We start from the raw sequence: 22543 nt of genomic DNA, 5'->3' as shown, positions 1-22543 counted from the left end.
GCGCGCTCAGGTATCGCGCATGCGTGGGTGAACGTGCAGGCGGGAGAGCGCACACGCGGCGCGATCCACGTGCAAAACGTGAACGGCTGGCATAGCCGGTTCAAGAGCTGGCTGGTGCGGTTTCGCGGCGTGGCAAGCCGTTACCTGATCAATTATTCGGGCTGGCAACGCATGCTGGATGCGCGGCGGCTGACGACGCCCCGGCATCTGCTGCAAGCTGCCGTCCAGCTCAGCTAAATGGCGCAGTCACCGAATTAACGCGAACACAGCCTTTTCTGTTGATGCAGATTCAGTCCCTCCGCTCCCAAGGGAACCCTGCCGTTCCGCGCACAGTCGAACGGCTCAGATCATCATACGGGGGAGGCCATGCGCCGCCTGAACATCCTGCTGCGTGAGGCCTCCTGGCCATGAAGGCAGTCTTCCTGGACAAGGACGGCGCCCTGGTCGACGACCTGCCCGACAAGGTCGAGCCCGGGCGCATCACGCTGTGCAGCGGCGCCGGCGCGGCCCTGCGCCTGCTGTCGCGGCTCGACTACCGGCTGTTCGTCCTCACCAACCAGGCCGGCATCGCCTTCGGACGCTTCGGCGAAGCGGCAATGAGCACCGTCCACGACCGCCTGCAGGACCTGCTGTTCCGCGAACGGCTCATCCTGGACGGCTTTTATTACTGCCCCCACCATCCGGAAGGCAGCGTCGCCGCCTACGCCCGCGACTGCCTCTGCCGCAAGCCCCTGCCCGGCCTGCTGCTGCAGGCGGCGCACGAGCACGGCGTCGACCTGCGCGCCTCCTGGATGATCGGCGACATCCTGCACGACGTCGAAGCCGGCAACCGCGCCGGCTGCCGCACGCTGCTCCTCGATAACGGCAACGAGACCGAATGGCGGCTGGGCCCGCGCCGCATCCCGACCCGCATGGCACCCAACCTGTATGCGGCGGCGGTGCTGATCGCCAGCCATGGAGACCTCGCATGAAGCCGGACCCGCTGCAGTGCTGGCAGCAGGCTCACCGCATCCTCTGCGTGCGCCTGGACGCCCTCGGCGACGTGCTGATGTGCACGCCGGCGATGCGGGCCCTGCGCGACGCCGCCCCCGGACGCAGCCTGACCCTGCTGACCTCGCCGTCGGGCGCGGCGGCCCTGCCCTTCATTCCAGAGGTCGACGAGGCGATCGTGCACGCGGCGCCCTGGATGCAGAGCGAGCTTCCTGCCGGGCCCGCCGGCCTGACGGCGCTGGCATCGGAACTGGCAGCCCGCCGCTTCGACGCGGCGGTGGTGTTCACGACCTATACGCAAAGCGCCCTGCCGGCGGCAATGCTGTGCTGGCTGGCCGGCATCCCGCTGCGGCTGGCGCACTGCCGCGAGAATCCCTACCACCTGCTGAGCGACTGGGTCGAGGATCCGGAACCGCGGCGCATGGTGCGCCACGAGGTGCAGCGCCAACTCGAGCTGGTGGTCCGCGCCGGCGTGCCGCGCCAGGCGGCAGCGCCGCCGCTCTCCTTCGCGCTGCGCGCCGCCGACCTGGCCGCCGTGCGCGTACGCCTGTTGCGCCTGGGTATCGATGCCGACCGGCCCTGGCTGTTGCTGCACCCCGGCGCCAGCGCGGCTTCGCGCCGCTATCCGGCCGGCCACTGGGCGCGTGCCCTCGGCCTGCTGGTGCGCCGCACCGGACTACCGGTGGTGCTGACCGGCGGCGCCCTCGATGCCGCACTGGTGGAGGATATCCGTGCCGGCTGCGGCGTGCCGACGCATTCGCTGGCCGGCCAGCTGAGCCTGGGCGAGCTGGGTGCGGCGCTGAGCCTGGCCGCCGTGGCGCTGACCAACAACAGCGGACCGGCCCATGTGGCGGCCGCGGTCGGCACCCCGGTGGTCGCCCTGTATGCGCTGACCAATCCCCAGCACACGCCCTGGAAGGTGCGCAGCCGGGTGCTGTTCCAGGACGTGCCCTGCCGCTTCTGCTTCAGGAGCACCTGCCCGGCCGGCCATCATGCCTGCCTGGCGGGCGTGGAACCGGAGCGCGTGGTGGAGGCCGCGCTGGAATTGCTGGCGCCGCGCCGGCCCGCTCCCGTCATGCAGGCAGCCGAGGTCCGGCTCGATAGTGGCTAGGATTCGGCGCGAGCTCAGCCCTGGCGCTGCACCAGCTCCCTGGGCGTCGCCGCCTGCTGTTCCTGGCGCAGCAGCGCATCGAGGGCTTCGCGGTCGACGGTTTCCTTTTCCAGCAGCGCATGGGCGAGCGCATCGAGCAACTTGCGCCGCTCGCCCAGGGTCGCGCGCACGCGCTCGTGCGCCTCGGACAGCAGGCGGCCGATGTCGGCGTCGATCAGGCGCGCGGTGCGCTCGCTATATTCCCTGCGCTGGCCCGGCGCCATGGCGTAGAGGGTGCTGCCCGCCGCCTGCTCGAAGGTGGCCAGCCCCAGCTGTTCGCTCATGCCGTACTGCGTGACCATGTGGCGCGCCAGATCGGTCGCCATCTGCAAGTCGTTCTGGGCGCCGGTGGAGACGTCGCCGAACACCAGTTCCTCCGCCACCCGGCCGCCCAGGTAGACGTCGATCCGGTCCAGCAGTTCGCTCTTGCGCAGCAGGTAGCGGTCCTCCGTCGGCAGCTGCTGGGTGTAGCCGAGCGCGGCGATGCCACGCGGAATGATCGAGACCTTGGCCACGCGGTCGGCGTGGCGGCGGAACTCGGCCACCAGCGCATGCCCGGCCTCATGGAAGGCCACCGTTTCCTTCTCGAGCGGATTGATCAGGCGCGAGCGCTTTTCGAGGCCGGCGATGACGCGGTCGATGGCCTCGTCGAAGTCGCTGCGGTCGACCCGCTCCTTGTCGCGCCGCGCCGCCAGCAGGGCCGCCTCGTTGACCAGGTTGGCGAGGTCGGCGCCGGACAGGCCGGGCGTGCGCGCGGCGATGCGGCCGAGGTCGACGTCGTCGGCCAGCGCTACCGTCCTCGCATGGACTTGCAGGATCTGCTGGCGTCCGCGCAGGTCGGGACGATCGAGGGCGACGTGGCGGTCGAAGCGCCCCGGGCGCAGCAGGGCCGGGTCCAGGATCTCCGGACGGTTGGTGGCGGCCAGGATGATCACGCCCTTCGCTGTGTCGAAACCGTCCATCTCGACCAATAGCTGGTTCAGGGTCTGCTCCTGCTCGTTGTAGCCGCCGACGGTGCCGGCGATGCCGCGCGCCCGGCCCAGCGCATCGAGCTCGTCGATGAAGATGATGCAGGGCGCCACCTTCTGCGCCTGCACGAACAGGTCGCGCACGCGCGCCGCGCCGACGCCGACGAACATCTCGACGAATTCCGAGCCGCTGATCGAAAAGAAGGGCACCCCGGCCTCGCCGGCCACGGCCTTGGCCAGCAGGGTCTTGCCGGTGCCGGGCGCGCCGACGATCAGCACGCCTTTCGGGATGCGTCCGCCGAGGCGGCGGTAGCGCTGCGGGTTCTTCAGGAATTCGACGATCTCCATCAGCTCTTCCCTGGCCTCGTCGGCGCCGGCGACGTCGCTGAAGCTGATCCCGGTCTTGCTCTGCATATGGACCCGGGCGCGGCTCTTGGCGATGTCGAACAGCCCGGCCGTCATGCCGCCGCGCTTCAGCATGGCGCTCCACAGCCAGAACAGCAGCAGGATGGGCAGCATCCAGGACAGCAGGGTCGACAGCCACTCGCTGTTCTGCTTGCCGGTATAGCGCACCTTGGCCRCATCCAGGTCCTTGACCAGATCGGGGTCGCTCACGCGGACGGTCGTGAAGGGGCAGCCGCCATCCGCGCCGCACTTGATGGCGTCGAGGCGCTGCTTCGGCAGCACGGCGTCCAGCCCGCTCTGCTCGAGTGTGCCGGCAACCGTGGTGTCGGACAGCGTGGCTTCCTTGACCTTGCCGCTGTGCAGGAGCTGCTTGAATTCGCTATAGGCCAGCGGCGATGTCGTCATCATCTCGAACAGCGACTGCGACAGCGTGAACAGCAGCAGCCCGAACAGCCAATACCAGAGCAAGGGGCGGATCGCTCCGCTCTTGTCGTCAGGCTTGCTGTCGCTGTCCTTCCCGGCTTTGCTGTCCACGCGTCTTCCCCCCGGCGGCTGTACCGCGCAATGACACCGTGTCCTTTGGGGCGTTCACGACTTTGATATTACTCAAATCCGAGCCTACTTGCTTCACAGCGTGTCGCGCACCTGGCGCACGGCCTCGGCGGCATCGTGCGCGATCTCGGCGATGTCCTTGCTGCGGCGCCGCTCGAACCACAGCAGCAGTGCGCCGAGGAGCCACCAGGCCGGCAGGCCGGCCAGCACCAGGAAGGGCGCCGCCGCCAGCAGCACGCCGAGCTCGGCCGGTGCGCCGGCCAGCACCGCGGCCTGCCCCGCCGAGGCGAACAGGGCCGGCCACCAGCAATAGGCGGCGATCGCCAGGAAGGGCCCGGCGACCGTACAGGCCAGCAGCGTGCAGGCAAAGCGCGCGACCGCCTCGCGGCCCGACTTCGGCCACAGCAACAGGAAGCCGAGGCCGGTAGCCGCCAGGCCGGCGGCAAACGGAACAGCGGCGAGCTCGAGAAAGGTGATCGCGTGCATGGCGGGTCTCCAGTGGTTGATGTTTGCCTTGCAAAGGTTTAGTATTTGATACGAGTATAGAACTCTAAACTGATCCAAGTCAAGAATACTAAACCTATCGAGTTTAGGATGCTAAACATGAACTCTCTCGCAGATCGCCTTCTTACCATCCATCGCCACCTGCCCCAGCTGGAGGGCGAGCGCGGCCAGACCGGCCTGGTCAAGGCTTCCGGCGCGTCCAAGAGTGTCGTCAACCAGTGGCTGACCGGGAGGATCAAGTCGATGGATATCCGCTATGCGCTGAACCTCGAACGCGAACTCGGGTTTTCCCACATCTGGCTGATGACCGGCGAAGGCGATCCCCGCCACGCGCCGCTGCATGGCATCGGGAACGTGCTGCCGGTCCACGCCGCCGCCAACGACGACGCCGACTTCGTCCAGATCGAGATGGTCAAGCTGCGCCTGTCGGCCGGCATCACCGGTTTCCAGACCGAGCCGGAGCGCCGCGACGGCGGCACCCTCGGCCTGCGCCGTTCCTGGATCGAGCGCCACCAGCTGCGTCCCGAGCACCTGATCGCCATCCTGGTCAAGGGAGAGAGCATGGAGCCCTCGCTGTACGAGGACGACATCGTGATCGTCAACACCCTGGACACCAAGCCGGTCGACGGCGCCGTGTATGCCTTCAACTACGAGGGCGAAGCGGTGGTCAAGCGCCTGGCGCGCGACGCCGGCCAATGGTGGCTGACCTCGGACAATCCGGACCAGCGGCGCTACCACCGCAAGCTGTGCAAGGGTGCGGAATGCCTGGTGATCGGGCGCGTGGTGCGCAAGGAAAGCGACCGGATCTGAGTCATGAAGATCGAGGTCGCGCTGGCGGTGCTGAAAGGAGTGCGGGTGGCGCTGGCCTTCCCGCCTCCCGCATGGGTCGTGCCCGGCATCGGCGATGCGTTGCTGGCGCGGCTGCAGCCGCACTTTCCGGCGCTGCCGGTGATGCTCGTATCGCGCCAGCCACATGGGCTCCGCGCGCATGCGGCCTTCCAGGCCCAGGCCCTGGTCGAAGGGGCCGAGCTCGATGGGCTGGTGCGCTTCGAGATCGACCTCGACCAGCCGCCGGCGGCGCCGGACGAAGCGCCGCCTTTCTAGCGCCGATGCATGAGGGCGCGTCTGGCCGGATCGCACGGCAGCCGGTATGATGACGTCCATGCGCCGCTGGGTCCTCATCATCCTGTTGCTCGTCTATCCATTCCAGCTTGCGCTGGCAGTGGCGGACAAGTGCTGCGTGACGACTTCCACCGGCGTGACCCACCACAGCGAGGATCGAGGCGCCGGCGAAGCCCGGGCCGCATCCGCCTTCGTGGCCGGCGACGATGCCTCCGGCGTATCCGACCCTCACTGCCCGGCCTGCAGCTTCGGCCACAGTTCCTGCATTCCGACCGACCTGCTCGTGACGCCCGCCGGGCCGCATGCAAGCCAGGCCGTCGCCTTCATCCCCCTCTTCCCGACTTCGCCGCCGGCGGACCGTTTCGAACGGCCGAAGTGGCCGTCCGCCGCTTGAACAGCGCGCGGATTCCCCATACGTCGAGCCAGAGGGCTCGCACGCTCACGCGCGCCTGAAACCATCCACCTTCAGGAGCACGAATGAACACCCCATCGAAACGATTGGCGGTGCTGGTCGTCGCATCCGCACTGGCGTGGCGCTGCGGCGCTGCCGAACCGGTGCGGGCGGCGTCGTCCGGCATCGCCCCCATCGACCTGCCGGCCGCCATCCGGCTGGCGCTCGCCCAGCCCGGCGTGCGCGCGGCCGGCCATGAACTGGCGGCGGCCGAAGCCGCCAGCGCCCAGGCCGGCCGCCTGCCGAATCCCGAGCTGCAGATCCTGCGCGAAGGCCAGGAGGCCGGCAACCGCACCACCACCGTCCAGCTCAACCAGCCACTCGAACTGGGCGGCAAGCGCCAGGCCCGCGTCGCCTTGACCCGGGGCGCCCTCCAGCTGGCCGACAGCGAGCTGAGAGCCCGGCGCCTGGACGTCCGCGCCGACGTCATCGCCGGCTTCCACGAAGCCATGGTGGCGGAACGCAAGAAGGAACTGGCGGAGGCCCTGGCCGCGCTGGCGCGGCGCAGCGCCGAGGTCGCCGGCAAGCGGGTCGCCGCCGGCAAGGTCTCGCCGATCGACGAGACCAAGGCGCGCCTGGCCGCGCTCGACGCCACCGCCGAGCTGCAACAGGCGATGGCCGCGCTGGCCGTCGCCAAAGCCAGACTGTTCGCCCTCACCGGCCAGCCGGCAGATGCCCTCGTGCTCGCGCAAGCGCCCGATGAACTTCCCGCGCCCGAAGCGCTGGCGGCGCTGCGGGCGCGCGCCGGCGAGGCCGGCAGCATCCGCCGCGCGCGCGGCCAGCTGGCGGTGCAGGAAGCCCAGGCGCAGGTGGAACGCGCGGCCCGCATCCCCGACCTCACGGTGTCGGTCGGCACCCAGCGCGACGAGCAGGCCGGCCGGCGCCAGGCGGTGCTCGGCCTGTCACTGCCGCTGCCGCTGTTCAACCGCAACGAGGATGCGCTGCGCGCGGCCCTGCGGCGCAGCGACCGGGCCAGGGACGAACTGGCCGCCGCCGAAACCGCCACCGCGGCGGCGCTGGCGGCCGCGCACGCGCGCTACGAGACCGCCCGGAACGAGGCCGTGCTGCTGCGGCAGGACGTGGTCCCGCAGGCGCTGTCCGCCTACGAGCTGACCCTGAAGGGCTTCGAGCACGGCAAGTTTTCCTTCCTCGACGTGCTGGATGCGCAGCGCACCTGGTTCCAGGCGCAGTCCCGCCGCTGGAACAGCACCCTCGAAGCCTGGCGCGCCCTGGCCGAGATCGAGCGCATCGCCGGCCCCGCCGAATCCAACGAATAGAGAGTCGTAGCCATGACAAAGAAACAGAAACTGACGATCGGGACAATGTGCGCGATCGCCGCCATCCTTGCCGCCCTGCTGCTGTGGCGGCAGCCTTCCTCGCCCGCCGCGCAGGCCGTCGGCGAACATGCCGGCCACCAGGACTCACACGGCCATGACGACCGCCACCCGGACGAGAACACGCAAGCGGAAGATGCGGCCGACGAGCGCAGCGTGGCGATGACGGAGGCGCAGATCAGGGCCAACGGCATCGCCATCGAGCCCGCAGGGCCATCCACGATCCGGGAGCGGCTGCACCTGCCGGCCCAGATCCGCGTCGACGCCGAACGTAGCGTGGCCCTCGCCTCGCCGGCCGAAGGCATCGTGCAGTCGGTGCTGGTATCGCCCGGCGCCGCGGTCAAGCGTGGCCAGGCACTCGCCACCATCCGGAGCCCGGCGGTGGCCCAGTGGCGCGCCGAATTGGGCAGCGCGCTGGAGCGCGAGAAACTGGCGAGGACCACCTGGCAGCGCGAGAAAACCCTGTGGGAAGAAGGCGTCTCCGCCCGCCAGGACCTCGACGCCGCGCAGTCGGCGCTGAACGAAGCCGGAATTGCCCCCCAGGCCGCGCGCCAGCGGCTGCAGGCGCTCGGCATCGCGCTTGATGCCGGCGTGTCGAGCATCGTCACCGTGCGTGCGCCGCTGGACGGCGTGGTGATCGAGAAGCCGGCCGTCGCCGGACAAGCTGTCGATGGCGGCAAGCCGCTCATGACCATCGCCGACCTCTCGCAGGTATGGATCGAAGCAGCCGTCCCCGCCGACAGCCTGGCGCAGATCGGGACCGGCATGCCGGCCAAGGTCAGCGTCAACGGCCTGGGCGAGGCGCTCGACGGCGCCGTCTCCTTCGTCGGCCCGGTTCTGGGCGAAGCCACACGCATGGCCGCCGCCAGGATCACGCTGCCCAACCGCGGACTGAAGCTGCGGCCGGGCATGCTGGCCACGGTCGACCTGCTCGGCACCCCGGCGCATGCCGCGGTGACGGTCGCCAGCGACGCCATCCAGACCATCCACGAACACGACGTCGTCTTCCTGCGCACCGCCGGGGGGTTTCGCGCCCAGGACGTCACGCTCGGACGCTCGGATGGCAAGCGCACCGAGATCGTGAAGGGATTGCCGTCCGGCGCCGCCTACGCGGCGGGCGGCAGCTTCCTGCTCAAGGCGGACCTCGGCAAGGCCGAAGCCGAACACGACGACTGAGCGAGGCCACATGTTCCAGAAACTCATCGAATTCGCCATCGCACGGCGCTGGCTGATCCTGTTCGCCGTGCTCGGCCTGGCCGGCCTGGGCGTCTACAACTACCAGCGCCTGCCGATCGACGCGGTCCCGGACATCACCAACGTCCAGGTCCAGATCAACACCGGCGCCGCCGGCTACTCGCCGCTCGAAGTCGAGCAGCGCATCACCTTCCCCATCGAGACCGCGATGAACGGCCTGCCCAGGCTCGAGCAGACCCGGTCGCTGTCGAAGTACGGACTGTCGCAGGTGACCGTGGTGTTCAAGGAAGGCACCGACATCTATTTCGCGCGCCAGCTCGTGGGCGAAAGACTGCAGCAGGCGAAAGCCGCGCTGCCGGCCGGCGTGGAACCGGCGATGGGGCCGACCGCCACCGGCCTGGGTGAGATCTTCTACTGGACCGTCGAAGCTACGGACGAGGCCCGCAAGCCGGACGGCAGCCCCTATACACCAGCCGACCTGCGCGAAATCCAGGACTGGATCGTGGCGCCGCAGCTGCGCGGCGCGGCCGGCGTCACCGAGGTCAACACCATCGGCGGCTATCTGAAGGAATACCAGGTGGCGCCCGACATGGCCAGGCTGTCGGCCCACGGCCTGTCGCTGGCCACGCTGGTCAACGCCATCGATCGCAACAACGTGAATGCCGGCGCCGGCTACATCGAACGCGGCGGCGAACAGTTCGTGGTGCGCACGCCGGGCCAGGTGAAGTCCCTCGAAGAGATCCGCAACATCGTGCTCGACGTCGTGCAGGGCGCGTCGATCCGCGTGCGCGACGTCGCCGACGTCATCCCCGGACGCGAACTGCGCACCGGCGCCGCGACCGAGAACGGCCGCGAAGTCGTGCTCGGCGCCGTCTTCATGCTGATCGGCGAGAACAGCCGGGCGGTGGCCGAAAACGCGCGCCGCAAGCTGGCCGACGTCAGCCGCTCGCTGCCGCTTGGCGTGCAAGCCCTGCCCGTCTACGACCGCTCGGTGCTGGTCAACAAGGCCATCGCCACGGTGCGCAAGAACCTGGTCGAGGGCGCCCTGCTGGTGGTCGCCATCCTCTTCCTCTTCCTCGGCAACCTGCGCGCCGCCCTGGTGACGGCGCTGGTGATTCCGCTGTCGATGCTGATGGTCTTCACTGGCATGGTCAAGGCCGGCGTCAGCGCCAACCTGATGAGCCTGGGCGCCCTCGACTTCGGCATCATCGTCGACGGCGCCGTGGTCATCGTCGAGAACTGCATCCGCCGCCTGGGCCTGGCGCGGGACGCCGCCGGCCGCGACCTGACACGCGAGGAGCGCTTTGCCGTCGTTGCGGAAGCCGCAGCCGAAGCGCGCCGTCCGCTGCTGTTCGGCCAGCTGATCATCATGACGGTCTACCTGCCGATCTTCGCCCTGTCCGGCGTCGAAGGGAAGATGTTCCATCCGATGGCGATCACGGTGGTGATGGCGCTGGCGGCGGCGATGCTGCTGTCGGTGAGCTTCGTGCCGGCCGCGGTCGCCCTCTTCGTCGGCAAGCACGCAGGCAGGCACGAGAACAGGCTGATGGACCAGGCCCGGGACTGGTATCGGCCGCTGCTCGACTGGACCCTGCGCAACCGGCCGGTGGCGCTGACCTTCGCTGCCTTGAGCGTGCTGCTGAGCGGTTTGCTGGCGACCCGGCTGGGCACCGAATTCGCGCCCAACCTGAACGAAGGCGACCTGGCGGTGCTGACCATGCGCATTCCGGGCACCAGCCTGCAGCAGTCGGTGCGGATGCAGCAGCATCTCGAAGCCAGCCTGCTGAAGCAGTTCCCGGAAATCGAGCGCATGTTCGCGCGCATCGGCACCTCGGAAGTGGCGACCGACCCGATGCCGCCGAACGCCGCCGACAGCTACATCATCCTGCGGCCGGAAAAGGACTGGCCGAAGCCGCGCAAGTCGCATGCGGAACTGGTGGCGGCGGTCACGGAAGCCGCTAACGCGATCCCGGGGAATAACTACGAGTTCTCGCAGCCGATCCAGCTGCGCTTCAACGAACTCATCTCCGGCGTGCGCAGCGACGTCGCGGTGAAGGTCTTCGGCGACGACACCGCGGCGATGACGGCCACCGCCCAGCAGGTCGCCCAGGTGCTCGGCAAGGTGGGCGGCGCGGCCGAGGTCAAGATGGAACAGCTCGAGGGGCTGCCGGCGCTGACCTTGACGGTGGACCGCATCAAGGCCGCGCGCTACGGCCTGAACGTGGCCGACGTCCAGGAAGCCTTCGGCACCCTGGTGGGCGGACGCGAGATCGGCATGGTGTTCGAAGGCGACCGCCGCTTCGCCATCACCGTGCGCCTGCCGGAAGGTACACGCAACGACATCGACAGCCTGCGCCAGCTGCCGATCGCGCTGCCGGCCCGGGATGGCCGCGCGGCCAGCATTCCGCTGTCCGAAATCGCCACCTTGAGCTTCGTGCCGGAAGCGAACCAGATCAGCCGCGAAAACGGCAAGCGCCGCATCGTCGTCACCGCCAATGTGCGCGGGCGCGACCTGGGGTCTTTCGTCGGCGAGCTTCGGTCTCGTCTGGGCACCGTGAAGCTGCCGCCGGGCGTGTGGCTCGGTTTAGGCGGGCAGTTCGAGAATCTGCAGGCGGCATCAACACGCCTGGCCATCGTGATCCCGGCCGCGCTGGCGCTGGTGTTCGCCCTGCTCTACCTGATGTTCAACAGCGTCAAGGATGGACTGCTGGTGTTCAGCGGGATCCCCTTCGCGATGAGCGGCGGCGTGCTGGCGCTGTGGCTGCGCGGACTGCCGCTGTCGATTTCGGCGGCGGTCGGCTTCATCGCGCTGTCCGGGGTCGCGGTGCTGAACGGGCTGGTGATGATTTCTTTCGTGCGCTCGCTGCGCGAGCAGGGACATGGGCCAGAAGAGGCGATGCGCAAAGGCGCGCAGGTGAGACTGCGGGCGGTGCTGATGACGGCGCTGGTGGCCTCGCTTGGCTTCGTGCCGATGGCGCTGGCGACCAGCACCGGGGCCGAGGTGCAGCGGCCGCTGGCGACGGTGGTGATTGGCGGGATTCTGTCGTCGACGGCGCTGACTCTGCTGATCCTGCCGGCGCTCTATACCTGGGCGTATCGGAGTACCAACGGAAAATCGTAGCAGGCGGCGGCGCGCGCTTTGCCATCCTATTGGGGATGCTTGTCCAGCCGGGCATCGATCCAGGCGCGCGCCAGCTTCATTGCCGCTTCCCTTGCTTCGGCTTCCGTGGCGTAGGTCTTGATCTGGTCACGCGGATGTTCGTGCAGGGTTCGCGTGAACATCGGGTTGGTGGTCGGCTCCAGGATCATGAAGGCGTCCGTCAGGGCGTCGCCAGGTTTGCCGGAGGAATGGATGAGGATGGTGTGGTCGCGGTACACGGCGGTGTTGGCGTCTTGGGTTTCCATGGCGGTTCCTTTGCGTGAAAGACAATCCTAGCACGCTCTACGCCGGTATTCGGGAAGCGAAAAAGGCCAGCCCGAAAGCTGGCCTGCCACATTGATTCTCCGCCCCTACTTCAGCGGCCAGAACCACACATCTTTGCTCGTCCAGTAGCAATCGATCCCGCAGGCCAGCGCCCCGGCCCCGCCGAGTAGCGGCGAAACGATGTCGATATGGCCGCCTTCGTAGATGCCCCCTTCGCCAATCGCCGGACCGCCGCTGAACTTCTCGGGAGCGCCCAGCATGGTCGGCCTGGACAGGATCATGGACAACCTGGCCTGCCCGGGCTCGATCATCTTCCCCTTGTGTGGCCCGATCTTAACCTGAAGTCGGCCGCCGGGAATGTGGACGCCAGAGCGCAGCAAAGCGAGACTGAGCCGAATCGAGCAGGTATTTGCATAGAAGGTAATCGCTCGCATGGCTAGAGCGCTTTCACGCTGACCTGCCATAACCCGAGTGGCGAATATATCGCTTGCACTCGTCCGCAAGAAATTGGCTCAGTAGGCAACCGATGGCTTTCCGGAGCTCGTCAATAGTCCGTTTGGCCGCTTTTCTGAGCAGGGTTTTGAGCTTGGCAAAGACCTGTTCGTTCATCTTGAAACCACTACTGTCAGCGCCCCTGCTCGGCGCTGACATCCAACCACACCCGGCCTTGGCGCTACAACATGATCGCGGGCTATCCTATTCGCATCGGCCCAGGGCCTTCAAATCCAAGCCAAGACTCACACTGCCGAAGCTGCACAAATTTATTGGCTCAAAAGAACCATGCTGACACCCGCTGCTGTTAGGTTCTGTGGAGCGGCCAAAAATGGTGAATGCGAAATGATCCAAACGAATAATATTTTACAGTTTTGATATACATCAAATTTTCTGCGCTGAGACTATTTAATCTATCACATATCTTATCTTCTGGGTTTTACGTGACAAAAAGAAATATTTAGTTTTTTCAATAAAAGTTGAGGATTTTATTTTTTAAGTGTGTAGCATTTCTCATAATTCGGCGAAAATTGCGAGAATTGGTGACTCTAAATTCGGTAAGTATCATTGAAAATTCCATCTACATTTATATGTGGAAGTCTTGGGGTGATACCATAAGGTGCTGATCATGATTCCATTCAGACTGTCGTTTTTTGGTGCCCTACGATCAGCATCTTTTAACATCATTGCTTTTTTTATTTTTCTATTACCCCATATACCTTCCAACGCACTGCCAGCATTTGCACGACAAACAGGACAAAATTGTGTAGCGTGCCATGCAGGCGGCCAGTTTCCCGAACTTACACCGTACGGTCGGCTATTCAAGTTGACTGGGTATACTATTGGCCGGCACGAGATTCCGGTGTCGGTGATGGGTGTAGCCAGCTTAAGCAAGAGTAGCAACCCGACCGCAGATGCTGCGTTCGCAAAAGATGCGGTGGCAATCTTTCAAACCGGTAGCGTGTTTTTTGCGGGGAAAGTAACGGAAAACGTTGGACTTTTTTCCCAGGTAACGCTTAACAACTACGACAGCCAAGATCCGAATACTGGTCACTGGAAGTACAAGGTCACTTCGGATAACTTCGATTTGCGCTATGCCGACCGCTACATCGACCAGAATAGGGATCTAATCTTCGGATTGTCACTGAACAACAATCCCACCGTGGCTGACCCGTGGAATACGGCACCAGCGTGGATACAATACGTGCCCACGAAATTTGGAGTGACGGGGCCTGATGCCGCGCCAATCGTCGCCCAGCTCGGGGCACAGACTGCTGGAATCAGCGCATATGCTTTTTGGAACCAGAATGTGTATGCGGAGCTCGCGGCATACCAAACAGCAAACGGGATCTGGTCGTTCCTGAGTCAGGGAATATCGAACATCGACCAAGTCAAGCTACGCGGCACCAGTCCCTATTTGCGCCTCGCCTATAGTCGCGACTGGGGACCTCATAGCACAATGGTAGGGGCGTTCGCATTTAATGCGAACGTGTACCCAGATAACTTAAACCCGTCCGGCCCCACCATTTCTTATCGCGACCGGGGAATTGATGCCCAATATCAATATCTCCTTGATCCCCACACGATCACGGCCCAGCTCAGTTACGTCAACGAATCGATCGGCAATGGCGACGTCACAGGCATCGCAACAAATTCGCACAATCGCCTCAAACAGCTTCGCTTGAAAGGAAGCTATGTGTACCGCGCGAAGTACGGAGCAAGCCTATCGTATTTCAGCACGACCGGAACTTCCGATAGCACGCTGTACGCCGACCCGGCAGGCAATCCCGACACTCGCGGCTGGATACCGGAGATCTTCTGGACGCCTGTTCAGTATGTTAGAGTCGGTGCGCAGTATTTTACGTTTGACCGCTTCCATGGGGCGTCGCGCAATTACGACGGCGCAGGGCGCTCGCCGGGCGATAACAACACACTCTTCGTTTACGTTTGGGGAGCATATTGATGGACGGCCACAAATTTTTCGTTCGGTCTTCCACGGCGTTCGCGGTTTCGAGACTCTGTTTGCTCCCGAGATTGCCTGTGATGTATGGCTGGGCTTGTATCGCGATGTTGGGTGCATGCTCAGCGGCTGACCGCTCACGCTCTCTGGAAGACGCCAGCGTGTCGCCGGTAACAACCGCTCAGCAAGTCTGTTCGAATTGTCACGGGGTCCGTGGCGTGTCCGCATCGTCCAATTTTCCGAACCTTGCAGCGCAACCCGCTGTATATCTGGAGTCCCAACTAAAAGCGTTTCGCTCACATGGTCGCTTCGATCCACCGGGTTTCGAATATATGTGGGGTATCAGTTCGAAACTCACCGATCGACAGATCGCAGGCCTCGCCGCCTATTTTTCAGCGCAGCCCGCACCGTACGTACAAACGCAGAAACATCCGACGGAAAAGCGCGGAAAAGTTATTTTCGAAAATGGCATTGCAGCCAATGCAGTCCCGGCGTGCAACTCATGTCACGGCGCGCACGGAGAGGGTTCTGGTCAGTTCCCGCGCCTCGCCGGGCAGCACGCGGACTACGTGATCAAGCAACTTCAGGTATTTCAGCGGACTGATGAGCGCCCCAATGGTGCCATGATGAAGCCGATTGCCCACTCGCTTACTTTGGAGGATATTGAAAGTATAGCCGTGTATGTTGAGTCGATACCACCAGACCATTAATCGCACGGCGGCCAGGCGACAAAGACTACATATTTCGAATGGCAGTGTCGTCTATGTGTCCGCTACGGTATATCCGGGCCAACTCGCAGATGCTGTTCAAGGATCGCATTAGAGCGTATTCGACCAGACTAGCAAGGTGAAGTAGTGGAACTTGCGGCGCTGGCGAACGATCCAAGGTGAAACAGGTGATCGGGAGTACAGTCATGGTTTGGCATCAAGGAAGGGCCTATTCGCAGGATCTGCGCGAGCGCGTGCTCGATACCGAAGGCAGTATCAAGGCGCTTGCTGCCCGGTTCGGTGTGAGCGAGTCCTATGTGGCAAGGGCGCGGTCCCGGCGCCGTCGGCTCGGCCAGGACACACCCGGGGTGCAGTGCAACCACGTTCCATGCAAGCTCGCCGGCATGGAACAGATTCTGGCCGATCAGGTGGCAGCGGCGAACGACCTGACGCTGCAACAGTTGTGTGAGTGGCTGCAAGCCGAGCATGGCGTGCAGGTTGCCGTGTCGACGTTGTGGAAGACCCTGGCGCGGATGGGGATCAGCCTCAAAAAAAGTCGTTGCGTGCCACCGAGCAGCAAACCTGTCAGGAGATAGCGCAGGCACGCCAGACATGGCAAGCCGAGCAACCTGAACTGGACGTGGACCGACTGGTCTTTCTGGACGAGACCTGGGCCACCACCGACATGACCCCGACGCGCGGACGTTCGCCGGTCGGCACACGTTGCATCGGGCACGCACCGCAAAGTCACTGGAAAACGACAACCCTGATCTGTGCCTTGCGCTGCGAAGGCCTGGTTGCGCCATGGGTCATCGATGGCCCGGTCAACGGGGCGGCGTTCCGCACATGGGTTCAACAAGTACTGGTCCCGGTGCTGCATCCAGGCGACATCGTGGTGATGGACAACCTGGGTTCGCACAAGGTCGCCGGGATTGCAGAGGCGGTCCAGGCTGCCGGCGCGCAGGTGCGCTATCTGCCTCCATACAGTCCGGACTACAATCCCATCGAACTGGTCTTTGCTAAGTTGAAAACCCTGCTCAGGAAAGCGGCCAAACGCACCGTCGACCAGCTTTGGTCGGCCATTGGCTGCCTACTGGACCAATTCCCACTCGATGAGTGCGAGCGCTATATTCGCCATGCTGGCTATGGCAAGTCAGCTTGAAAACGCTCTAGCTCCCGGCCGGGCAAGGGAAGCGGGCGGCATACAGGCGCACCAGCTCGGCGGCGCTGCCTGGCATGGTGCCGGCAGGCTGGCGCAGCTCGCTCCATATCCGGTCGTCCACCTCGGACGGCTTCATGCCCGGCGGCGCACACCATAGCCGTCCATGGGTGGCATCGACCACCCCAGCCTGATAACCCTCCGCGTAGCGCTGCCGGTAGGCCGCGTCGGCGCTCTGCTTCCACTTGTCCACGCCCGGCTGACCGGCCACTTGCGCCACAAAGTCATTGCCGGACAGGTGCCAGGGGAAGACGCCCAGGGGACGCGCCGCTGCGGCGCAGCCGGCCGACAGTACCAGAGCAGAAAGAAGGGATCGTCGCATCGGTTTCTCCATCGTGGTGTCATGGAGAAGTTTCCTGTTGCTGGTTTTACAGCAACTTATTTACCGTCAACCTTAGGCTGGCGGTGGGTCAACGGCGCTTGCGCGCCGTGGCCGGATTCGGCAACTACGGGACAGGTGAGGGAGAGCCCGGCGCCGCGCCTTACATGGTGCCGAGGCAGCTGTATTGAGGCTAAAATTTACACCCTGCTTTTTTAGGTAAGCAATACTGCTGTGTGGCAACAAAAAATATTAGGCGACTGATGTGACCTGATCGGCTAACACCGTGGCGATAAGAAAAGCGGCGTAGCTTACTGAGTGAAAAACGCCTTAAACATGCTCTATCGCACGACAAGCCTCCGCGCTGCCCACGGCCGAGCGTGACCGACCACTACCTACACCAGGCCGTCCTCAGCTTTTCCTTCACTCCTGCGCCGCGCAGCCCGATCCCGCCATAGCCGCCGAACAGGATCACCGCCACCGCGCCGAAGGATAGCCAGAATCCCGGCCACAGCATGGCCCAGGGATCGAGCAGCACGACCAAGGCCAGCGCCGCGCACTGCACGTAGTGACGCTCGATAGCCTGCCCATCCACGGCGCCAGCGCGACCACCGTCAGCACGTACAAGAGCGCGACCACCGCCCGCTCAAGTCCACACCTTTGGTGCCGGCGGCCGCAGCGGGAGCTGGGCGGCGATGAAGAAGGACCGCCGCCAAAGGCTGGAGACGACCAGTGCAGCCAGCCCGGCAATCATCGTGATATGCAGGCCCGAGATGGGGATGTTGATGGCATGAATACAACAATTGGCATGCATTGAGAATATGTAAGGTCGGAATCTTGGCGCGGCTACAACCACCACTCCCAGTAGCCGAGCTTTTCATTGGTGGATTCTCAGGCTCGACTGGGGAGGGCAGCCTCACTATAGATACTCGCAGGAAACCAATCGGGATTGAAGAGCAATTTATAAGGGTGAAGCGTAAAGCGTCAATTAAAACCGTAGGCTGAATTAGATGTAGGCAACAGAGAGAAGGTTGTGCGATCGAATTACCGAATTTGCTAGGCCGAGTCTACACATTTTGAAAACCTATCGCTTGAAATTGCCTAATGCAAATTAATCGAATATACAACGATTAGGAAGCTCCCGAAATTTTTTCTTGCCCCCCTTCTGAATGCGCAGTAATTTAAATGCTATTTAAATTAATATTTGGCTTGGCGGGACCCACCTGTCCGGGCGATTTATATTGCCTAAAGGAATATCTACAAGAAAAATTAATCCCAGAAAGGAACGCGCCTATGAAACCGAACTGCATATTAACTTTCATTTCCTCATTGATATTTTTCGCTACCGTCCTTTGCATGGAGACTGCCATGGCCGAGCAAGATGTTTCTTCGCCGAACAATAATCCTGACCTAACTTTAGAAGATCAAAGGAAAAAAATTGAAGCAGAAACGCTACTCAACAATGCAAAAAAGAGTCTTTCCGATAGTCAAAAAAGTCTCGCCGCAGCCCTCGTTTCACCTAGCGCGAGCAAAATAAGCAATGACGAAGAGCTCGCGCGGCTCACAAGCGAATTAAACTTAACCAAGGCAAAATCGGATAAGACAGCGGCAGAACTAGAACTTGCCAAGAGTAAAATAGGAAATATTCCAGACGGACCGTTTACCGGGACAGTTACCCTGGGAGAAAAGAGCGGCAATGCGGAGGCTGCATTATTAGCTGCTGTGGCAATAAAACAGATTGCAACTCGCATCGTTACGCATATGGATGCGGCTTATGCTGAGCGCACTCAGCGAGCGACCCCGAGAAACATAATTATAATGTCGACAGCAGACATTCCAAGTTTCAGTGCAGTACAAAACTTCAGAATCCAAAAATCTGTTATAGAGCAGGCTTATAAAGACTCGGAAAAAAAAGCTGAAGATGCCGATGAACGCGCTGCTCCACCCGCAACTCCAGAGTTTGTCGCCCCGCAAACTATTGGCCTCGCATTAGATGCGACCAATAAGCTACTGAATTTTTTTCGAACCGACTACTCGATTAAGGGCGTAGATATTACTGTTGAGGATTTAATGCTCGTAAACGCTCTTGGCGGGGAGATTACAAATACGCGCAAAACAAAGTATCAGGTAACCTTACCGACAACGTTCAACGGAAATGCACTTGCAACCGCCGGGTCATCAGTGATTTCGGTTTTCTTCGGCTTAGCACAGAAACGTGACGAATGCGTCGCGCGTTCAGCGCGGCACAGCCGCACTGCGGACTTCTATGTTGCGGAAAGTAAAAAGCCTGAGAAAAACGAACCCGACCGCACAATCGACGCCGAACGAGCCAACGTTCAAAAAGCGGCAGCCGATCAATGGAAATCAACCGCCACGTTAATAGATGCATTTCTCACTAAAATAACTACGCCAGACGAAAAAGGGATTATACCACTGTCTGCACTAACTAAAGAAAATTCAATTGCCGATGCGCTAAGTAAGGATACCGATATTTTGATTGTCAAAATTCATAACGCAAACGGAAGTCTTTACACAAAGAAAAATCTATTGACCGCGTTAGGAAAGATGCCTTTCTTCATTATGGGCAGCGCCGTTGCGAGCTTTTCCTTATTCGACGGACGGGACGGGAGGCTGTTATCAGCGGATTTAATTCCCATCCACGGCGGATATACTTCGGTCCAGGATGTAAAGAACACTGTAGAGATAAACGAAAGCCAGGAGCATCAAAATGACACAAAACAAAACGCAGCGGATAATTGAAAACGTGCAACGCATTACGCAACGCGATGGCGTTGGCCCATATGAGCTGTCGAAGATAATGGACACGAGCAATGGAGGAAAAGTCGGGTTTGATCAATATGAGAAGGCACTCGCCACTTCGTCTTTGGCAGCATTAAAAACGGGACAGAATCTTAATCCAGATCAGGTAATTAGCCTCGAAAAAATACTATACCCGACGTTGCGGCCGTCGGCAGATATCACCTATGATACTTTTGATGACCTGGACTCGAACTGGAACGATGTTAATGAAGCTCGTCCCGCTCTGGTACCACTTATTAAAGGTATAGGTAGAGTAAGTGTAAAAGGAAATCCTTTAGGAACTGTTGTAGGTACAGCGTTTATAGTTGGCGAGAACGTGCTGATGACCAATCGGCATGTCGCAGAGGTCTTTGTCAGTGCGCCGAATGAAAGCAAAGAACTGTCCTTCAAACCCGGGATGAGCGCCAAAATTGATCTGAAGCAAGAAGTCGCAATTCCCGACTCAATTGTTCTAGATGTAGTTGCGCCCGTCCAAATACTACATCAATGGGACGTCGCGATATTTGAAATCGCCAGCTCTCCAACCGGGGTTACCCCCCTCCCTTTATGCAGTCGAAAACCCGCAATTATAGAAAACAAAACGGTAGTTACTATAGGATACCCTTCATACGATCCTGATGAGGACTCGACGGCACAATCCCTGGTTTTTAGAAACACATATTCAAAGAAACGTATTATGCCGGGAAAGGTCAACGGATTAGGTTTGATTGAATCCTATGGAACTCAAGTAAATGCTCTAATGCACGACTGTTCTACACTAGGTGGTAACTCTGGCTCTGCTGTAATTGACATAGAGCTAGGACAAGTCACCGGACTGCATTTTCTAGGAAGTGCCCATGTATCTAATTATGCGGTTCCCCTGTGGGAATTAGCATCCATTCCAGAAGTAAAATCCGCAGGGGTGATCTTCGCCTAACCAAAATGGCGGTGCTACGGCGTTAGTGAAGGTGAAAGTGAAGGTAAAGGCGACGGTGACGGTGGCGGTGACTGTGATGGTGAATCGCCACTATTTTCCTAGATACTCTCCAGCCGTAAGAAATGTTGCTTTTCAAATTCGACTGGTGACAGTCGTTCGTTGAAGCTGTGGCGCCGCTTCGGAATGTAGAACATCTCGATGTAGTCGAAGATGTCCTGCCTAGCTTCGTCGCGGGTAGCATAAACCTTGTGGCGAACGCGCTCCTGTTTCAGCAGCTGGAAAAAGCTCTCCGCCACGGCATTATCATGACAGTTGCCGCGTCTGCTCATGCTCTGCACCATGTTGTGTGATTCGAGGAAGTCGCGCCAGTCGTAACTGCTGAATTGACTTCCTTGATCGGAATGTACCAGCATTGGGGCTGACTGTTTTCGACGCCATTCCGCCATCAATAAAGCACTCATTGCCAGCTCTTTGTCGATGCGCGAACTCATGGACCAGCCGACACTTGGCGCGAAAACAAGTCAATAACGACAGCCAGATACAGCCAACCTTCGTAAGTGCGCAGGTACGTGATGTTCGTTACCCAGACTTTGTTTGGCTCGGTCACATTGAATTTTCGCTGCAAATGGTTCTGCGCCACGACGGATGGCGCACCGCCGTTCTTGTACTTGCGCTTGGCGTAGCCAGTTTGGGATCGAATTGCTTCACTGCGCATCAGGCGATGAACCTGATTGATGCCGCAACGTTCGCCCAGTTCCTGCAAGTCGTCGAAGACTTTACGATATCCATAGACTGCAGCGCTTTCCAGCCACGATTGCTTGATGTGACCAAGCAGGCGCCGGCTATCTTTCGCTCGCAGACTTTCAGGATTGCTGCGCCAGGCATAGTAGCCGCTGGGATGGACTTTCAGCACCTTGCACATGCGCTGAACCGAAAACATCGCCTGATGCTGATGAATGAAGGCGTACCTTACCCTGACGTCTTGGCAAAGTACGCCGCGGCCTTTCGCAGAATGTCGCGCTCCTCGGTGACGCGCTTGAGCTCAGCTTTCAGTCGCCGTACTTCATCGGCCTGTACGTCCTGCGCCTCGCGCTCATCCGCAGGGGCGCTGTAGTGCATCGTCCAGGCATAGATGCTATGAATGCTGACCCAGAGCCGTTCGGCCACCTCTGCCGTTGGGTGTCCACGATCGGTCACTTGTTTGACCGCCGCGATCTTGAATTCTTCCGTGTACCGCTTTCCACTCATATTGACTACTTTTGCCTAGGATTATGGCTCAGGAGTATCTAGTGTAGTGGTGGCGATTCAGTCCAGTGTATCCATCCCAGTCGACCTGACTCGTAGCGCAGCGTGGACAAGAGGAAGCGCACGCCACATTCGCTTCCTCCAACGACCTGTACAAACCTCTTGTAGACGAATGCTCAGTTATCTGCGAAAGCACATAGGTCACGCCCAGCCTTGGCCAGTGGGTCGCCTTCGGTCCGCGATGCCAGCCGAGCACACAATACGCCGGCGGTGTCCACGTACGTGTACGCTGCTGGCCTACAGACCGCTCATTTCTTGCGGGAGACCGTCGCAATGAACAGTTAGTGTGAAGAAAAAAGTTCGTCATGACGAACTCAAATTTCGTCGCGACGAAATTTGCGAGCTGCCACGGTACTTGGAACGATGATGTATCGGTACCGCGCCCGTTTGTCCCAAAGTGCAAGGCGACGGAAACGCCTGAAGGCTTACTAGGCCCTAGCCAGCACCGCAAACAACAGCGGCGGACGCTGCAGGATGCCCAGATCAATCAGCAGCCACTATGTCAGCGCGGTGTCGGCCAACCTCACCCTGCGTCTTGACGTTAGCTGGTGTACCCATAGGTGTACCCATTGGGCTCAGCGGCTGCAAACGAAAAAGGGCTAGCTTCCGCTAACCCTTTGAATTCATTGGTCGGGGCGAGAGGATTCGAACCTCCGACCACCTGCACCCCATGCAGGTACGCTACCAGGCTGCGCTACGCCCCGACTCGGC

The 22543-nt window shown here is 61.5% G+C and carries 19 protein-coding genes, 1 tRNA gene and 3 pseudogenes; 15 read left to right on the top strand and 8 right to left on the bottom strand.

Features of this window, described 5'->3' with window-relative positions; translation table 11 throughout:
• From AB4Z32_RS24870 to waaF, 3 genes and pseudogenes are all read left to right on the top strand, one after another.
• A pseudogene (locus tag AB4Z32_RS24870) lies at positions 1–237 on the top strand (IS1595 family transposase); the annotation flags it as partial.
• Positions 238–407: 170 nt separating this feature from the next.
• Complete coding sequence (locus tag AB4Z32_RS24865; protein ID WP_442124538.1) at positions 408–971, top strand: D-glycero-alpha-D-manno-heptose-1,7-bisphosphate 7-phosphatase; 564 nt, start codon at positions 408–410, stop codon at positions 969–971.
• Complete coding sequence (gene waaF, locus AB4Z32_RS24860) at positions 968–2101, top strand: lipopolysaccharide heptosyltransferase II (RefSeq protein WP_442124537.1); 1134 nt, start codon at positions 968–970, stop codon at positions 2099–2101. The genes AB4Z32_RS24865 and waaF overlap by 4 nt, the downstream gene beginning before the upstream one ends.
• A gap of 14 nt (positions 2102–2115) precedes the next feature.
• On the opposite strand, the gene ftsH is transcribed toward waaF, so the two are convergent.
• Positions 2116–3990, bottom strand: coding sequence for an ATP-dependent zinc metalloprotease FtsH (gene ftsH / locus AB4Z32_RS24855; protein ID WP_442124541.1), 1875 nt, complete (start codon positions 3988–3990; stop codon positions 2116–2118).
• Positions 3991–4140: 150 nt separating this feature from the next.
• Positions 4141–4551 carry a hypothetical protein gene (locus tag AB4Z32_RS24850; protein WP_442124536.1) on the bottom strand — a complete coding sequence of 137 codons (411 nt, stop codon included), beginning with the start codon at positions 4549–4551 and terminating at the stop codon, positions 4141–4143.
• Between the two features lie 117 nt (positions 4552–4668).
• Between AB4Z32_RS24850 and AB4Z32_RS24845 the strand changes: the two genes are divergently transcribed.
• The 6 genes from AB4Z32_RS24845 (at position 4669) to AB4Z32_RS24820 (ending at position 11791) form a co-directional block, all read left to right on the top strand.
• Positions 4669–5379, top strand: coding sequence for a S24 family peptidase (locus tag AB4Z32_RS24845; protein ID WP_442124535.1), 711 nt, complete (start codon positions 4669–4671; stop codon positions 5377–5379).
• Between the two features lie 3 nt (positions 5380–5382).
• Positions 5383–5673, top strand: coding sequence for a hypothetical protein (locus tag AB4Z32_RS24840; protein ID WP_442124534.1), 291 nt, complete (start codon positions 5383–5385; stop codon positions 5671–5673).
• 46 nt (positions 5674–5719) lie between these two features.
• Positions 5720–6085 carry a hypothetical protein gene (locus AB4Z32_RS24835; RefSeq protein ID WP_442124533.1) on the top strand — a complete coding sequence of 122 codons (366 nt, stop codon included), beginning with the start codon at positions 5720–5722 and terminating at the stop codon, positions 6083–6085.
• Positions 6086–6168: 83 nt separating this feature from the next.
• A complete protein-coding gene (locus AB4Z32_RS24830; protein WP_442124532.1) occupies positions 6169–7419 on the top strand; it encodes a TolC family protein in 1251 nt (416 codons plus the stop codon).
• Positions 7420–7431: 12 nt separating this feature from the next.
• Positions 7432–8652, top strand: a complete 1221-nt coding sequence (locus AB4Z32_RS24825; RefSeq protein ID WP_442124531.1) for an efflux RND transporter periplasmic adaptor subunit — start codon at positions 7432–7434, stop codon at positions 8650–8652.
• A gap of 10 nt (positions 8653–8662) precedes the next feature.
• Positions 8663–11791: an efflux RND transporter permease subunit gene (locus tag AB4Z32_RS24820; protein ID WP_442124530.1), complete on the top strand. Its 3129-nt coding sequence runs from the start codon at positions 8663–8665 to the stop codon at positions 11789–11791.
• Between the two features lie 26 nt (positions 11792–11817).
• Here AB4Z32_RS24820 and AB4Z32_RS24815 read toward each other — a convergent pair whose 3' ends face one another.
• Positions 11818–12075 carry a hypothetical protein gene (locus AB4Z32_RS24815; protein ID WP_442124529.1) on the bottom strand — a complete coding sequence of 86 codons (258 nt, stop codon included), beginning with the start codon at positions 12073–12075 and terminating at the stop codon, positions 11818–11820.
• A 105-nt stretch (positions 12076–12180) separates the two neighbouring features.
• Positions 12181–12375, bottom strand: coding sequence for a hypothetical protein (locus AB4Z32_RS24810; protein WP_442124528.1), 195 nt, complete (start codon positions 12373–12375; stop codon positions 12181–12183).
• An 839-nt stretch (positions 12376–13214) separates the two neighbouring features.
• Here AB4Z32_RS24810 and AB4Z32_RS24805 point away from each other — a divergent pair.
• From AB4Z32_RS24805 to AB4Z32_RS24790, 4 genes are all read left to right on the top strand, one after another.
• Entirely contained in the window at positions 13215–14549 is a 1335-nt protein-coding gene (locus tag AB4Z32_RS24805; protein WP_442124527.1) for a cytochrome C, read from the top strand.
• A 158-nt stretch (positions 14550–14707) separates the two neighbouring features.
• The gene (locus AB4Z32_RS24800; RefSeq protein WP_442124540.1) at positions 14708–15256 is read left to right on the top strand and encodes a c-type cytochrome; all 549 of its coding nucleotides are present in this window, start codon (positions 14708–14710) and stop codon (positions 15254–15256) included.
• A gap of 176 nt (positions 15257–15432) precedes the next feature.
• Positions 15433–15849, top strand: coding sequence for a helix-turn-helix domain-containing protein (locus AB4Z32_RS24795; RefSeq protein ID WP_442124526.1), 417 nt, complete (start codon positions 15433–15435; stop codon positions 15847–15849).
• Positions 15813–16415 carry an IS630 family transposase gene (locus AB4Z32_RS24790; protein WP_442124525.1) on the top strand — a complete coding sequence of 201 codons (603 nt, stop codon included), beginning with the start codon at positions 15813–15815 and terminating at the stop codon, positions 16413–16415. The genes AB4Z32_RS24795 and AB4Z32_RS24790 overlap by 37 nt, the downstream gene beginning before the upstream one ends.
• A 7-nt stretch (positions 16416–16422) precedes the next feature.
• On the opposite strand, the gene AB4Z32_RS24785 is transcribed toward AB4Z32_RS24790, so the two are convergent.
• The gene (locus tag AB4Z32_RS24785) at positions 16423–16794 is read right to left on the bottom strand and encodes a Rap1a/Tai family immunity protein (protein ID WP_442124524.1); all 372 of its coding nucleotides are present in this window, start codon (positions 16792–16794) and stop codon (positions 16423–16425) included.
• 448 nt (positions 16795–17242) lie between these two features.
• A pseudogene (locus AB4Z32_RS24780) lies at positions 17243–17572 on the bottom strand (ComEC/Rec2 family competence protein); the annotation flags it as partial.
• 587 nt (positions 17573–18159) lie between these two features.
• Between AB4Z32_RS24780 and AB4Z32_RS24775 the strand changes: the two are divergent.
• Both AB4Z32_RS24775 and AB4Z32_RS24770 read left to right on the top strand, forming a co-directional pair.
• Positions 18160–19551 carry a hypothetical protein gene (locus AB4Z32_RS24775; protein ID WP_442124523.1) on the top strand — a complete coding sequence of 464 codons (1392 nt, stop codon included), beginning with the start codon at positions 18160–18162 and terminating at the stop codon, positions 19549–19551.
• The gene (locus AB4Z32_RS24770; RefSeq protein WP_442124522.1) at positions 19520–20527 is read left to right on the top strand and encodes a trypsin-like serine peptidase; all 1008 of its coding nucleotides are present in this window, start codon (positions 19520–19522) and stop codon (positions 20525–20527) included. The genes AB4Z32_RS24775 and AB4Z32_RS24770 overlap by 32 nt, the downstream gene beginning before the upstream one ends.
• 98 nt (positions 20528–20625) lie before the next feature.
• On the opposite strand, the pseudogene AB4Z32_RS24765 reads toward AB4Z32_RS24770, so the two are convergent.
• Positions 20626–21775 (bottom strand): annotated as a pseudogene (locus tag AB4Z32_RS24765) (IS3 family transposase).
• Between the two features lie 684 nt (positions 21776–22459).
• Positions 22460–22536, bottom strand: a tRNA-Pro gene (locus AB4Z32_RS24760).
• Between the last annotated feature and the right edge of the window lie 7 nt (positions 22537–22543).

The organism is Massilia sp. 2TAF26 (assembly GCF_052115005.1).
Lineage (GTDB): Bacteria > Pseudomonadota > Gammaproteobacteria > Burkholderiales > Burkholderiaceae_D > Telluria.
The sequence above is the reverse complement of the archived record's forward strand: the minus strand, read 5'-3'. Positions and strand labels throughout refer to the sequence as shown.